Origin of the sequence: Burkholderia sp. BCC0397 (assembly GCF_902832865.1) — a bacterium.
Classification (GTDB): Bacteria; Pseudomonadota; Gammaproteobacteria; order Burkholderiales; family Burkholderiaceae; genus Burkholderia.
In genome coordinates this window covers 93,101-106,195 of record NZ_CADFDL010000022.1, presented here as the reverse complement: position 1 = coordinate 106,195, position 13,095 = coordinate 93,101, and the positions used below count along the sequence as shown (strand labels likewise).

At 62.6% G+C, this 13,095-nt stretch carries 12 protein-coding genes and 1 pseudogene; 5 read left to right on the top strand and 8 right to left on the bottom strand.

Annotated features, from left to right (window positions below; genetic code table 11):
* The 3 genes and pseudogenes from HWX03_RS36130 to HWX03_RS36120 all read left to right on the top strand — a co-directional run.
* Positions 1 to 2,653: pseudogene (locus HWX03_RS36130) on the top strand (YadA-like family protein); the annotation flags it as partial.
* A 141-nt stretch (positions 2,654 to 2,794) separates the two neighbouring features.
* Positions 2,795 to 3,106 (top strand): hypothetical protein, encoded by a 312-nt coding sequence (locus HWX03_RS36125; RefSeq protein WP_175874599.1) that lies wholly within the window; start codon positions 2,795 to 2,797, stop codon positions 3,104 to 3,106.
* Positions 3,107 to 3,268: 162 nt separating this feature from the next.
* On the top strand, positions 3,269 to 3,631 hold the full coding sequence (locus HWX03_RS36120; protein WP_175874598.1) for an H-NS histone family protein: 363 nt from the start codon (positions 3,269 to 3,271) through the stop codon (positions 3,629 to 3,631).
* A 41-nt stretch (positions 3,632 to 3,672) separates the two neighbouring features.
* Here the strand turns inward: HWX03_RS36120 and HWX03_RS36115 are convergent, their stop codons facing one another.
* The 6 genes from HWX03_RS36115 to HWX03_RS36090 form a co-directional block, all read right to left on the bottom strand.
* The gene (locus tag HWX03_RS36115) at positions 3,673 to 4,305 is read right to left on the bottom strand and encodes a hypothetical protein (RefSeq protein WP_244132872.1); all 633 of its coding nucleotides are present in this window, start codon (positions 4,303 to 4,305) and stop codon (positions 3,673 to 3,675) included.
* Between the two features lie 14 nt (positions 4,306 to 4,319).
* Positions 4,320 to 4,970 (bottom strand): SCO family protein, encoded by a 651-nt coding sequence (locus HWX03_RS36110; RefSeq protein ID WP_244132871.1) that lies wholly within the window; start codon positions 4,968 to 4,970, stop codon positions 4,320 to 4,322.
* An 8-nt stretch (positions 4,971 to 4,978) separates the two neighbouring features.
* Positions 4,979 to 5,587 carry a cytochrome c gene (locus HWX03_RS36105; protein ID WP_175874595.1) on the bottom strand — a complete coding sequence of 203 codons (609 nt, stop codon included), beginning with the start codon at positions 5,585 to 5,587 and terminating at the stop codon, positions 4,979 to 4,981.
* A 35-nt stretch (positions 5,588 to 5,622) separates the two neighbouring features.
* Positions 5,623 to 6,231 (bottom strand): cbb3-type cytochrome c oxidase subunit II, encoded by a 609-nt coding sequence (locus HWX03_RS36100; protein ID WP_175874594.1) that lies wholly within the window; start codon positions 6,229 to 6,231, stop codon positions 5,623 to 5,625.
* Positions 6,228 to 7,880 (bottom strand): cbb3-type cytochrome c oxidase subunit I, encoded by a 1,653-nt coding sequence (locus tag HWX03_RS36095; RefSeq protein ID WP_175874593.1) that lies wholly within the window; start codon positions 7,878 to 7,880, stop codon positions 6,228 to 6,230. Before HWX03_RS36095 ends, HWX03_RS36100 begins: the two co-directional genes overlap by 4 nt.
* A 319-nt stretch (positions 7,881 to 8,199) precedes the next feature.
* Positions 8,200 to 8,586, bottom strand: a complete 387-nt coding sequence (locus HWX03_RS36090; RefSeq protein WP_175874592.1) for a potassium channel family protein — start codon at positions 8,584 to 8,586, stop codon at positions 8,200 to 8,202.
* Between the two features lie 369 nt (positions 8,587 to 8,955).
* Here HWX03_RS36090 and HWX03_RS36085 point away from each other — a divergent pair, with 369 nt between their 5' ends.
* Positions 8,956 to 9,861: an alpha/beta hydrolase gene (locus tag HWX03_RS36085; protein ID WP_175874591.1), complete on the top strand. Its 906-nt coding sequence runs from the start codon at positions 8,956 to 8,958 to the stop codon at positions 9,859 to 9,861.
* Between the two features lie 494 nt (positions 9,862 to 10,355).
* On the opposite strand, the gene HWX03_RS36080 is transcribed toward HWX03_RS36085, so the two are convergent.
* Together HWX03_RS36080 and HWX03_RS36075 are read right to left on the bottom strand one after the other, a co-directional pair.
* Positions 10,356 to 10,877: a DUF2867 domain-containing protein gene (locus HWX03_RS36080; protein ID WP_175874590.1), complete on the bottom strand. Its 522-nt coding sequence runs from the start codon at positions 10,875 to 10,877 to the stop codon at positions 10,356 to 10,358.
* A 140-nt stretch (positions 10,878 to 11,017) separates the two neighbouring features.
* On the bottom strand, positions 11,018 to 11,599 hold the full coding sequence (locus HWX03_RS36075; RefSeq protein ID WP_175874589.1) for a TetR/AcrR family transcriptional regulator: 582 nt from the start codon (positions 11,597 to 11,599) through the stop codon (positions 11,018 to 11,020).
* Positions 11,600 to 11,854: 255 nt separating this feature from the next.
* Here HWX03_RS36075 and HWX03_RS36070 point away from each other — a divergent pair, with 255 nt between their 5' ends.
* Positions 11,855 to 12,985 carry an alpha/beta hydrolase gene (locus HWX03_RS36070; RefSeq protein WP_175874605.1) on the top strand — a complete coding sequence of 377 codons (1,131 nt, stop codon included), beginning with the start codon at positions 11,855 to 11,857 and terminating at the stop codon, positions 12,983 to 12,985.
* Positions 12,986 to 13,095 lie beyond the last annotated feature (110 nt).

Sequence of the window (13,095 nt, the reverse complement as noted above, 5' to 3'; positions counted from 1 at the left end):
AATGAACCAGTTTGCTATCCTGTTCGGCGAGCGATTTATGCAGGCGCGTGGATAACGTGCTGTTCAACCGCCTCGCCCACAAAAATGCGGACAGGTTCATGGCTCGCAGCTTTATCAGACCAACGTCGCAATCGATTCGCTGTCAACCTCGTCCTCGACCGGCCTGTCGACCACCAACAGCACGATCGCGTCGCTGTCCACGACGCTGTCGTCGTCCGATAGCTCGGTGACATCACTGTCGACCTCGACGTCGACCGGTCTGTCGTCGGCTACCAGTTCGATCAGCTCGCTGTCCACGTCGACTTCGACAGGTATCAATTCGCTGTCGACGGGTTTGAGCTCGACCGATAGCTCGGTGACTTCACTGTCGACCTCGACGTCGACCGGTCTGTCGTCGGCCACCAGCTCGATCAGCTCGCTGTCCACCTCGACTTCGACCGGCATCAACTCGCTGTCGACGGGCCTGAGTTCGACCGATAGCTCGGTGGCTTCGCTCTCGACTTCCACGTCGACAGGTCTGTCGTCGGCTACCAGTTCGATCAGCTCGCTGTCCACGTCGACTTCGACCGGTATCAACTCGTTGTCGACAGGCCTGAGCTTGACCAACAGTTCGGTTGCTTCGCTGTCGACTTCCACATCGACCGGCCTGTCGTCGGCTACCAGTTCGATCAGCTCGCTGTCCACGTCGACGTCGACGGGTATCAACTCGCTGTCGACAGGTCTGAGCTCGACCGATAGCACAGTGACGTCGCTGTCGACGTCCACGTCGACGGGCCTCTCGTCGGCAACCAGCTCGATCACGTCGCTGTCCACGTCGACTTCGACCGGTATCAACTCGCTGTCGACAGGCCTGAGCTCGACCAACAGTTCGGTTGCTTCGCTGTCGACTTCCACATCGACCGGCCTGTCGTCGGCCACCAGCTCAATCACGTCGCTGTCCACCTCGACTTCGACGGGCATCAACTCGCTGTCTACGGGCCTCAGCTCGACCGACAGCACGATCCTGTCGCTGTCCACGTCGACCTCGACGGGTGTCGGCTCGCTGTCCACCGGCCTGAGCTCGGCCAATAGTTCGATCACGTCGTTGTCGACCTCGACCTCGACTGCGATCGAAGCCGCGAAGACGCATTACTTCAGCGTCAACGACAACGGCACGCAGCAGGGCAACTACAACAACGACGGTGCAACCGGCATCAACGCGATCGCAGCAGGCACGAACGCGAGCGCGTCGGGCGCCAGCAGCGTCGCAGTCGGCGACGGTTCGCACGCGTCGTCGGACGGCGCGGTCGCGATCGGCCAGAGCGCTTCTGCAACCGGCGGCAAGGCCGTGTCGATCGGCGTCGCGAACACCGCGAGCGGCGATGGCGCGGTGGCAATCGGCGATCCGAACGTTGCAACCGGCGCCGGCGCGGTGGCGATGGGCGCGAACAACACGGCGACCGGCACCGGTGCGGTGGCGCTCGGCAACGCGAATACGGCGACCGGCGACGGCTCGCTCGCCCTCGGCAACGCGTCGACGGCCGCCGCCGCCGGCTCGCTGGCCTTCGGTTCGAACGCAGTCGCGAAGAACGTGAACGACGTCGCGCTCGGCACGAATTCGGTCACGGCCAACGCGAACCCGACGTCGAGCGTGACCATCGGCGGTGTCACGTACCTGTTTGCCGGCGGCACGCCGACGAGCGTCTTCAGCGTCGGCGCACCGGGTGCGGAACGTCAGATCACGAACGTCGCCGCGGGCCAGGTGTCGGCCGCCAGCACGGACGCGGTCAACGGCAGCCAGCTCAATGCGACGAACCAGGCGGTCACCAGCCTGTCCACGTCGACCGCGTCGAACATCTCGTCGTTGTCGACCGGCATCGGTTCGCTGTCCACGGGCCTCAGCTCGACCAACAGCTCGCTGACGTCGCTGTCCACGTCGACCTCGACGGCGATCAACTCGCTGTCCACGGGCCTCAGCTCGACGAACAGCAACCTCACGTCGCTGTCCACGTCGACGTCGACCGGCATCGGCTCGCTGTCCACCGGTTTGAGTACGACGAACAGCACGGTGTCCTCGCTCTCGACCGGCGTAACCAACCTCGGTGACCAGGTGTCCCAATTGTCGACGACGATCAACCAGAACCAGACGCGTACGGCGAACAACAACGGCGTCGCGGCCGACATGAACGGCACCGGCACCGACAAGCCGACCGTCACCGCCGGCTCGAACTCGGTGGCGATCGGCGCGAATTCGACGGACGGTGGCCGTTCGAACGTGGTGTCGGTCGGCAGCGACACGCAGCAGCGCCAGATCACGAACGTCGCGCCGGGTACGCAAGGCACTGACGCGGTGAACCTTAACCAGCTCAATGAATCGATTTCGCAGTCGAATCACTATACAGATCAGAGAGTCAACGAGGTATCCACACAAGTGAACCAGGTAGCAAAGGCCGCCTATGCGGGCGTTGCCGCTGCCACTGCGTTGACGATGATTCCCGACGTCGATCTTGGAAAGACGATCGCAGTGGGTATCGGTGCCGGCACATACAAGGGCCAGCAGGCCGTGGCTTTTGGGGCGTCGGTCCGCTTTACTCAAAACATCAAGGGGAAGCTCGGCGCGGGTTATAGCTCGCAGGGCACCAGTGTGGGCGTGGGTGCGGCCTATCAGTGGTAAATGTTGGCGGATTGAATCGACCGGGGGCAATTGCCTTCGGTCGATCGCCGCAAAGCCTGAAATTGCTCCGCCATCCGGAGCACATTCCGGACATGCCGGTTCGAATGAACACGGCATGTTCGTTCTATACGAGAGTCGACTATGAAATTGCTGTATGCCACACTTCTGACGTGCGCCGCCTTTCTGTCGGGATGTGCAGCATCCGGCCCGACCTACAATCTCGACGCCGTCACGCTTGAGAATGGCGCGCAAGCCAACCGGGTTCAATGCCAGGGTCTTCTCGAGACCGGCAAGGCGTGCGTCGATCAGGCCAACAAGGTCTGTGGTGCCGATAACCATCATCTGATTTCACGGACCGGGCCCGTCGATGACGCTTATAAACCGAACACCCCGCGCGAGCTGCTCTTCGCGTGCGGAAGCACTCGTAAGCAGACCGAATCGAATGGGTCGTAGGAAAAGGGAGGGTGCCGGCCATTGTGCCTTCCGGTGCCGCACGTGCCGTGGTGAACGAGATCGTCGAATCGAGCCATTCATTTTGCATGATGTGCGAAGGTGTCGAGTGCCACGGGGTCGTTGGAGCATGGGCCGGGAGTGGCTTGATTGAGAGACATTCGAATGGACGAATATAGCAAGCTACGTACGCTATACGATCGGTTGAAACGGGAGATCGAAGAAGATAGGCGAATGGAATCCGAACGCCTGGCGGAGCTGGTGATCGCGCGTGTGCGGGAGGCCCTGGATGAACTGCGTATCGATGCCGACGTAGTGCCGCGCCAAAGTGGCAACAAGGTTGCTAGAAAAAGAGCGCTGCCAAAGTACTGGAATCCGAAAACAGGGCAAACGTGGAGCGGGAACGGGCGACCGCCGAAGTGGCTGGCAGGCAAGAATCACGAGCGATTTCTGATTGAAAAAGATGCCGAGACCGATATTGGAACAGCGCGCCGGGCGCCTGAATCACCGTCAGAGGACCGGGATTAGACGCAGCTGAACCGTAGTGCATCCTGAGCCAAGCCCTTGACCTATCGCCGGCCGTCGCTGTCGCTCCCCGCCGGCGGCACGAAAAAGCCAAAGCCTGGCTGTCGGCGCAGGTAGAGCGCCAGTGCGACGGTGACGACAAACGCATAGGCAAGCAATCCGGCTCCTGTCAGTTGCTGGTCTGACAGCAGGTAATTGGCACAGAGCCGGCTTTCGGCATCGTGAAACAACATCCCGACAGTGGCCAGCGTCCAGATGAGATTGCCGCCGAAGAACAACAAGATCGCCGCTTGGGCTCGCCTCAAGCCATGCTGCATTGCCACGCCGGCGAGTATCAGAGACACATACTTTGCACCGTTGACGCCAGCGTCGAGCCTGGACAGGTCCAGCGCCAGCGGCACCATCCAGAACATCAGGCAGAGCGAGGCACCCAGCAGCGGCGCCAGTCCCATGTACATCAGCGCATCCACGGCAGGATGTTCTCGGTGGCGGTGCGCCAGCACGGCGGATGCCGAGAAGCCGAATGCCAGCAGGAGCGGAAATTCCACCAGCATCTGCCAGGCCATGCTCGCTTCCAGGGCCTCGCGCACGGGCGCCAGCAGCAGGATGGCTGGCAGGCCCAGGAGGCCACGGAGCACCCACCCGGCACGCCTTCCAGCCGTCTGTACTGTTTCCATTCCGGTAGCCAACCTCATCGCATGGCCCGCCGCGCCGCTTCGAGCGCCTCTTTGAACTGTCTGTAGTCGTACAGACCCAGGACGACGCCGCGGCCATCGATCAGGTGAATCTCTCCGTTGTGAACGTATCCCCCGAGGCCGTCCGGGATGGCTACCACATCGAGCGATCTCAACAGCGCGCCCCGCTCCGCGGACCTTACCGGCGCGCTAATGTGCCAGATGGCCGGATCGGCGCGCTGATGGCTGCCATAGTCGGCCAGGCGCGAGGTGTCGTCGTGGACCGGGTCAATGGAAACGGACAGCAGGCTGACCCGGTCTTCGAGCCCGCGTGCCCGGATTTCCTGCTGCATCCAGTAGAACTCCGAGCCGAGCGCTGCACAGACTGTTTCGCACCGCGTATAGATGAAATCCACGAGGTAAACCTGAGCCGATCGTGACGCTGCATTCCACGGCACGAACTGCCCACCGCGCGCGTTGCGTAGTACGACCGGAGCGGCCGACATGCTGCCCGCCGCGGCCTGCGCACTGCGGCGCTCGTCGAGCGTCCACGTCTGCAACCCGTGCGTGAGCCACGCCAGTGCGGCTGCAAAGCCAATGCACAGTACCAGGCAGGCCGCGCCTGCCGCGCGTAGGCCGGGTAGGCGGCGCAAGTCCCTGCTGTCCACGGTCTTCCCTACTTCAGCGGCACCAGTTCCTTGTCGCCATCGAAGGGACTGGTCTTGTCCTTGGTAGCGGCGCGGACCTGGCCGACGAGTTCCACCGGCACGGGCGGTGCGGCGTTGCCCCATTGGCTTCGCACATGGCTCAGCACGGCGGCGATCTCGGCGTCGCTGAGCTGGGCGCCGAACGGTGGCATCGACCCATTGAAGGCGTTGCCCTTCACCGTGAGCTGTCCCGTGATGCCATGCAAAACAATCGCAACAACGGTTTCCGGCTTTCCCCGCACCCATTCAGAGCCGGCCAGCGGCGGGAACACGCCCGGCAAGCCCTGGCCCGTCGCCTGATGGCAGGCGGCACACTGTCCAGAGAAGATGGCGGCCCCGTCCGCCTTGCCGCCGCCGCCCCCGCTTTTCCTGCCCGCCAGCGCGCTGATCGTGCGGCCGTCCCCGAGTTCGGACGGAATGTTGATCGGCGCACGCGCGATGTAGTAGATGCCCCAAAGGATCAGTACGGCCACGAGCAGCACGACGCCTCTGGGAATGGGCGTCTGCGATTCGCCGGGATCGGCATGCTCGCGCTGTTCCTGCGGCGAGGGCTGAATGGATGGCGGACGGTCTGACATGGCGGTCGGGTTCCTGAAGTCGTCGCGTGCCGCCGCTACTTGTTTGTCTTGCCGGTGGCGCCGTCGGGCAAGGCAAGTGCGGCGTAAGTGTGATCAAGCGCCTTCAGGTAGGCCACCAGATCCAGCGCCTCGGGCGTCGCCACGACGACCATGCCCGGTGGCGCGACACCGGGCGGCAGTGTCAGCGCGCGTTCGCCGGGCTCCGTGGTTTCCTTGACGTCGAACAGGTACGGGTAGCTCGGCATGATGCTCTGCTTCACGTAGGCGCGCGGCTGGTACAGGTGCCCGAGATGCCAGTCCGCGCTCGGCTGCCGGGCACCGATATTGAACAGGTCGGGCCCGGTGCGCATGGTACCCAGCAGGTGCGGCCGGTCATAGTAGTAATCCGCCGCCACGGAGGGTCTGCCCCAGCCCCGCTTGCCGTCTGGTGCGAACGACGGATCCCGTGGCTGTTGCGAATGGCAGTAGATGCAGCCGTTGCTGATATAGACCTGCCTGCCGCGCAGTTGTGCCGATGTATAGGGCTTCAGGCCGGGTGCCGGCTTCACGTCGTGCAGTTGCAGGTACGGCACCACCACCAGCGCACTGGTCGCAAGCGCCAGCATGACCATGCCCGCGCCGATCAGCAGCGTGATATTGCTCATGAGCCGGCTCCTGCCTCGTCCATGCTGGCAATCGGGAACATCGCCGGCTTGTCGCGGTTGGGGCCGAGCCCGAGAATGACGCAAACAAAATTGGCGATGAAACACAGATGCCCCAACACCATCAGCCCGCCGCCCAGCGAACGGGCCTTCAGGTACGGCACCGTCAGCGCGACGGAATCGATGAAAGGCCGGGAGGCATCGAGCATGGCCAGGCCCTGCAGGGTGCCGGCGATCGTCAGGGCGACAAAGTAGATGCCGACGCCTACGGCCGCACACCAGAAATGCGCGGCGATCAGGCCCGGATACGGCCATTCGCGCCGCGTGATGCGTGGCACGATGAAGTAGATGGCGCCAAAGAAGACGAAGCTCACGAAGGCATAAAGCCCCAGGTGGGCATGGGCCACCGTGAAATGGGTGAAGTGGGTGATGGCATTGACGCTGCGCAGCGCTTCAAAGGAGCCCTGGAGCGAACTGAGCGTGTACATCATGCCGCCGAGCGTCACGAACCGCAGCGTGGGCGAATATAGCAGCGCCCTGAAGTGCCCCTTCATCGTTTGGTGCAGGTTCACTGTGAACGCGATCACCGGGATGATCATCATCATGCTCTGCACGATCGAAAGCGTGACCATCCAGCCGGGAACCGGCCCGCCGATCAGATGGTGTCCTCCGACCTGCCCGTAGAAGAATGCAAGAGTCCAGAAGCCGAGCAGGGACAGGCCATATGACTGGATCGGCCTGCCGATGATCTTCGGCAGGAAATAATAGACGGAAGCCAGCGCGAGCGGCGTATAGAACAGGCCCAGCACGCTGTGCCCGAACCACCAGTTGGTGGTCGCCTGCTCGACGCCGAAATGGATGAAGGGAACCTTCGCGACCAGGTAAAGCACGGGGAACCAGAACAGCGCGCAGCCCATGTACCAGACGGATACGTACAGGTGGGTGACCCGGGTTGACAGCAGCGTCAGCACCAGCGGCATGCCGATCAGGGCTCCTCCCACGGCGAACACGATGCCGATCTGCCATGGAATCTCCAGCCACTCCATGCCGTCGGAAAGGCCGACGGCGATACTGCCGAGGCCGGCGACAAGCCCGGCGTTCCACATCATTGCCCCAAGCAGCGCGTAATTGGCGCCGACCAGGCGCGTCTTCAGCACACGCGGCAGGACGAACAGCGCGATGCCCAGGCCCGCCATCGGCGCCCAGCCATAGGCCACCGCGTTCAGGTGAACGGTCCGGACCCGCCCGAATGTCAGCCAAGCCTGCGAAGCAAGCGCATCTGGCATGTGCAGCTTGAGCGAAGCCGTCAGCCCGGCCAGCGAGGCCACCAGCAGCCATGTCATGGCGCTGCACAGGAAGATGAACGTCACCAGCGAGGAGGAATGATCGGCTTCGGCCCGCACGGATAGGTCCTCGTCCACGGTCGGCGATGGTGCCGGCATCTGGGCCTGGCCTGCGACAGCCTGCAGTGCCGCGCGCTGCTGCTCGGTGACCGCCGGCTCTTCGGTCCGCCCGATTTCGCCCCGCGCAAATATCACCTCGGCAGCCTTCTGGGACCCGTCGAGCAGTCCGTAGCGAACGCTGACGATGAATACCAGCAGTCCGACAACGGAAATGATGAAAGCCGACAGGAGTATGGCGACTGTGCTCATGGAACCCTCCCGGCCTCGGACTCCAGCGACGGCTCGTGCAACCGTCCGGCAGATGGCGGCACCCTGCGTGGCAACGTGGCGGAAGCCCGGCAGCGAGGGTGGCGCGGGGAAATTGTCCACTGCAATGTAGTCCATCCCCCCAAGACTTGCCAAATCCACTTTGCAGCGACAAGCATCGCAAATGCGCGGGGGCTTTCCGTTTCCTTGGTGAAGGGGCTCCGAAGAGCGTGCCTTGGCCGATGCGGAAAAGGCATGCACACGGCACGCGCGATGCCTTTCGCCCGCTTCTCGCAGGTGCCTTGCAGAGCCGGAGTCAGAATCAGCGCGGCAAGATCCCTTCCCGATGCGCTGCTGCCTGGATGCCGTATACGGCCGCCGCGGTTACCAGTCCGGTGATCAATACGCCGAGCATGCCGAGCAGTACAGCAACGACGCGGCCGATGTCGGTCATCGGAATCACGTCCCCATAGCCGATTGTCAAGGCGGTAATGGCGCAAAAATAGGCAACCTGGCCAATCGACGCGGGTGCATGAGTGACCACATTGACCGCTCCACCCGCGTAGCGCATGACCACCGCCAGCAGCACGAAGAGGATGAGCAAGATGAACAGGACCCCGCGCAGGTGCCAAAGAACGCGCGCGAACTCGCCGATGGCGTGGCGCGGCACGATGCGCTTGTCGAGTGCTTCAACGGATGCGTTTTCCATGTTGGCTCCTGTGGCGGTTTGTACTTGTGAATTCCCATTAAGAGCCTAGACTCTGATGTCGACGAAGGCACGTTTGGCAGCTGCCAGAAGGTGCGGACATCCTGCGGGACTCCTACAAGAAACTCGATCCCAGCAACCGGTTCGATCCGGGCATCGGACAGACGACCAAGCTCGCTCACTGGAAGGAAGGGCAAAAGGCGCGACAGGCGGGCGCACAGCAGGCGGAAGCCGTGGCAAAACTCAAACCTCGCATCATTTTTCAGCCCACTCGAGTTCGGACGGCCTGCTGCCTGCCCGGTCGTCCGTCTACCGGCCGGATACGGCGAGGCCGCTGGATATGATCGCGAGGGATTTGCACCGGGAGATGTCATGACAGCCCCTATCAATCTTGCGACCGTGGTTCCCTCCGACGAATTCCGGCTCACCAGCGCCGACGGCTTGCAGATATCGTGTGCCAGATGGAATGGCAGCAGCGGCCCCGTTCGTGGAGTCGTCCAGATTGCGCATGGCATGGGCGAACATATCGGGCGGTATGTCGGAGTGATCAGCGCACTGACGTCCGCCGGATTGACCGTATATGGAAACGACCATCGCGGGCACGGACACACAGCGCCATCCGCAGCAAGTCTTGGCGATTTCGGGGAGGGCGGCTTCGATCTACTGGTTGAAGACATGGTCCAGCTGACCCGCATCGCAAAGGAGGAAAACCCGGGTCTGCCGTTCATCCTGTTGGGACATAGCATGGGCTCCTTTGCCGCCCAGCAGTACGTGGAGTCTCACAGCCAGGAAATCGACGGCCTGGCCCTGTCGGGTTCCGGCGCGCTGGATGGGCTCGCACACCTGGTGAGCGCAGCCGCGCCGGGGACTAGCGTGCTCAATGCCGCCTTCGAGCCGGCGCGAACCTCGGCGGATTGGCTAAGCCGCGACAGCGCGGTCGTGGACGCATTCCTTGGCGATCCACTCTGCTTTGCGCAGCTTCAACCGGCGGCATTCCGGTCATTCCTGGCGGCAGCGCCTCGACTGGCCGATGCCGCCAGCCTTGGCGGAATTCGCAGCGATCTGCCCATCTATCTGTTCTCCGGCAGTGAAGACCCGGTCGGTCAGCAACTCGAAGGCGTCAGGCTGCTTGCAGCGCGCTATCGCGAAGCAGGCATCCGAGACGTGACGTGCGATTTCTACCCTGGGGGCCGTCACGAGATGCTCAACGAAATTAATCGCGGGGAAGTGCAATCGCGTTTGCTTGCATGGATCTCGGGCATCCTGAACAAGCACTGAAGGCACTGGACGGCGGCTCCACGCCGCTCCGCCGGCAGAAACGAAGCCGCGCTGAAATCATGTCCGCATGGTTATTCCTGAAGAGGCGTTCACTGTGACGCGAGAGTCCCTCAACGATTCCGAGCCCGGCAAATTCTGGTCGGAAACCTAGCGAGACTTCTCATAACGGTCACTCACCCAGCAGAGGCCACCTTTTCTGCGAACCTATAGCGGGGTTGATTTGCTGGTTGTAGGGTCTGCGCGCTCGCCCTCGGAGCGCGGCGCGACATCTCCGCGCGGATGCGTGTCCCTGCTGGCGATCATCGGGTCGACGATGTTCATGAAGTCCTGGCGGTCGGCTGGAAAGGTGTTTTCCCCCGTTGGTATGGCTGATGCTTTCGTACGGTGGCGAATGGCGGCCACGCATATAAGCATCGGACACGGGCGCTTACTAGTGGCGACGGCGAGCGTGTGATGATCAGGTGGACACGGATAGCTATGCGTGGTCCTCGCCGCTACCGGCCGGGCCATCCAAGCTTCTGTGCCCGGTCGAGCGAGGCTCGCACGACGAGGCGATGGAAAGGCGCGATCACGCCAAGATAGGCGCGGCCCAGCAGACGATTGTAGAAGACGAGCGTAGTGAGTATTAGTCGCCGGGGCCGCCCCTCGGAGGCAGGCTGCACGAGAACCGACACGCGGAAATCGAGATGCGCGTCGTCCTCGCCCAGAATGATCTCGTCTTCATGCCGTTCGAACACGCGGAAAATACTGAGCCGGTCGTCCTTCGCGGCTTTCAGATCGATCGTTCTTTTAAGGCCGAATGGCAAGACGGCAATGTCGCGAATGCCCTGCAGCATTGCGATCCATTGGGGTTGTCCTGCGAAGATATATCGAGCGAGAGACTCTGCGTCGTTGCAGGCAGTCGCTGGCAAGTCCACTGAAAATGCGTCGACAAAATCAGCGTTGCCGTACGACCGGCTCAGCCTCGAGGTCGCCGGCGGGCCGACCTGTTCGGCCTTCTTCGGTTGCTTCTGCATGCCCATTCTCCATGCGTTCAAGTTGTCCGGCTGCCTCGGCGCGACCCGAATGAACGCGGTCGAGAGAATGAGCGTGACATGTTCCTGCTTGAGCCGAAACAAACTGATCGTGGTGGCCCGGCACTGAACGCCGGACCGGATCACCCGTCGCGGGCAGCCCACCTTTGGACACTGACCTCTGCCAGCGCTTCGAATACAGCCGGCGTGCGTTCCAGGCGGGCGATCGTTCGCGCGCCTTCGAGGGCGGCGACCAATGCGGCCGCGGTGGAGGCCGCACGCGCGGGAGCGAAACCGCACCCCCTGAAATGCTCCGCAATAATCCCGGTCGATTCAGCAAATCCACGCGCCACGCGTTGGGTCAGCTCAGCGTCGAGCGCGGGTAGCTCATTCGCCAGATTTTGCATCAGACATCCATACTGGAAATCAGAGGCGACCATTTCGGCCGCGAATGTGCTGAAAATTCGATGAACGAAATTCAGCGCATCGCCCGCCGTACTCGCCGAGATATCCCGTAATACAGCCATTCGCTTCGCAACATAATTATCGATGGCTTCTTCTGCGAGTTGCGCCTTGCCCCGTGGAAAATGAAAGTAGAACGACCCTTTGGGCGCGCCGCTTTCCTCGAGTATCTGGGTCAACCCGGTCGCAGTGTAGCCCTGGATGCGAAAGAGTCGCTCGGCGGTGGCAATCGCGCGATCGCGCGCGTCAGTCTTGCGTGTCATGCCGAAAACGTACCACGTCTCGCTTGACGTTGCTATGGTGAACGCCATAGTATGGTGATCACCATATATCGGAGATGAGCGATGCCCTGGTACTCAATCAAGCCATCGTCGTCCCGACGAGCGGTCCTGGCGATGGGCGCGGCCAGTCTGGTTGCGACGTTACTCCGACCGGCCCGCGCAGACCCTACGGGAGGAACTGATTTGGCCACGTCGACCTATGGCGAAGGAACGCTTCCCACCGGGGTCCGCTCACGCATGATCCATGGGGTCAACGGCCTCGATGTCCATATTCTTGAGGCCGGTTACGAAAGTCCCGGCCGGCCGCTCGCGCTGCTTCTGCACGGCTTTCCGGATCTGGCTTACGGTTGGCGACACCTTCTCCCGATCCTGGCTGATGCCGGATACCATGTTGTTGCGCCCGACCAGCGGGGCTTTGGGCGCACCACAGGCTGGGTGAACGGCTATGACGCCCCGCTGGAGCCATTCGGCCTCCTGAATATGACGCGCGACGCCCTCGGATTGGTTTCGGCGTTGGGGTATCGGCGGACGACGATGCTCGTCGGGCACGACCTCGGCTCGCCGGTGGCGGCCTATTGTGCGCTGGCGCGACCTGACGTCTTTCCGTCGGTAGTGCTGATGAGTGCACCGTTCCCCGGCCCGCCGGCCCTTCCGTTCAACACCGCGCAAAGCGACGTATCGTCGGCTCAATCGAACACCGGCAATCAAAAGTTGGCGGCCGCGTTGGCGGCACTCGATCCGCCGAGAGCGCATTACCAGCAGTACCTGAGTTCACGAGGGGCGAACCAGGACATGTGGCACCCTCCTCAGGGCCTGCACACGTTTCTTCGTGCATTTTTTCATGTCAAAAGCGCCGACTGGCCGGGAAACAAGCCGCATCCGTTGAAGGCGCCAACCGCCGCGGAACTTGCACGGATGCCCACCTATTACGTCATGGATCTCGGCAAGACGATGCCCGAGACCGTCGCGCCATTCCAACCATCCGCCGCTGAGGTCCGGGCCTGCAAATGGCTCACCGAGCCGGAACTCGCGGTGTACACGGCGGAGTATGGCCGCACGGGATTTCAAGGCGCGCTGCAGGCTTATCGCGTTTTTTCCGATCCTGACCTGAACGCCGAGTTGCGCCTGTTTTCGGGCAAGACGATCGATGTCCCGTCGCTCTTTATTGGCGGGAAGAGCGATTGGGGCACCTATTCGGCGCCGGGCGCGCTCGATCTGATGAGGACGAAGGCGACGACGAGAATGAGTCGCATCGAGCTGATCGACGGCGCCGGTCACTGGATCCAGCAGGAGCAGCCGGGTCGGCTCGGCGAGCTGCTGCTCGCCTTCGCCAAGGAGGTCGGCGCGGCGGATTGTGCCAGCGATTAGTTCGGGAACGTCGGCCGTTCTGGCATCAGCTTTCGGCCGCACCGTCTTCGATCGCAGCGTGAAACATGCTCCCGATGAACGGCGTCGCGGGGCTGGATGCAGTTAACGCG

Bases quoted from the DNA above. Each gene is read 5' to 3' on its own strand.
- HWX03_RS36125 (WP_175874599.1), top strand. From the start codon at position 2,795: ATGAAATTGCTGTATGCCACACTTCTGACGTGCGCCGCCTTTCTGTCG.
- HWX03_RS36120 (WP_175874598.1), top strand. From the start codon at position 3,269: ATGGACGAATATAGCAAGCTACGTACGCTATACGATCGGTTGAAACGG.
- HWX03_RS36115 (WP_244132872.1), bottom strand. From the start codon at position 4,305: ATGGAAACAGTACAGACGGCTGGAAGGCGTGCCGGGTGGGTGCTCCGT.
- HWX03_RS36105 (WP_175874595.1), bottom strand. From the start codon at position 5,587: ATGTCAGACCGTCCGCCATCCATTCAGCCCTCGCCGCAGGAACAGCGC.
- HWX03_RS36100 (WP_175874594.1), bottom strand. From the start codon at position 6,231: ATGAGCAATATCACGCTGCTGATCGGCGCGGGCATGGTCATGCTGGCG.
- HWX03_RS36095 (WP_175874593.1), bottom strand. From the start codon at position 7,880: ATGAGCACAGTCGCCATACTCCTGTCGGCTTTCATCATTTCCGTTGTC.
- HWX03_RS36090 (WP_175874592.1), bottom strand. From the start codon at position 8,586: ATGGAAAACGCATCCGTTGAAGCACTCGACAAGCGCATCGTGCCGCGC.
- HWX03_RS36085 (WP_175874591.1), top strand. From the start codon at position 8,956: ATGACAGCCCCTATCAATCTTGCGACCGTGGTTCCCTCCGACGAATTC.
- HWX03_RS36080 (WP_175874590.1), bottom strand. From the start codon at position 10,877: ATGCAGAAGCAACCGAAGAAGGCCGAACAGGTCGGCCCGCCGGCGACC.
- HWX03_RS36075 (WP_175874589.1), bottom strand. From the start codon at position 11,599: ATGACACGCAAGACTGACGCGCGCGATCGCGCGATTGCCACCGCCGAG.
- HWX03_RS36070 (WP_175874605.1), top strand. From the start codon at position 11,855: ATGATCCATGGGGTCAACGGCCTCGATGTCCATATTCTTGAGGCCGGT.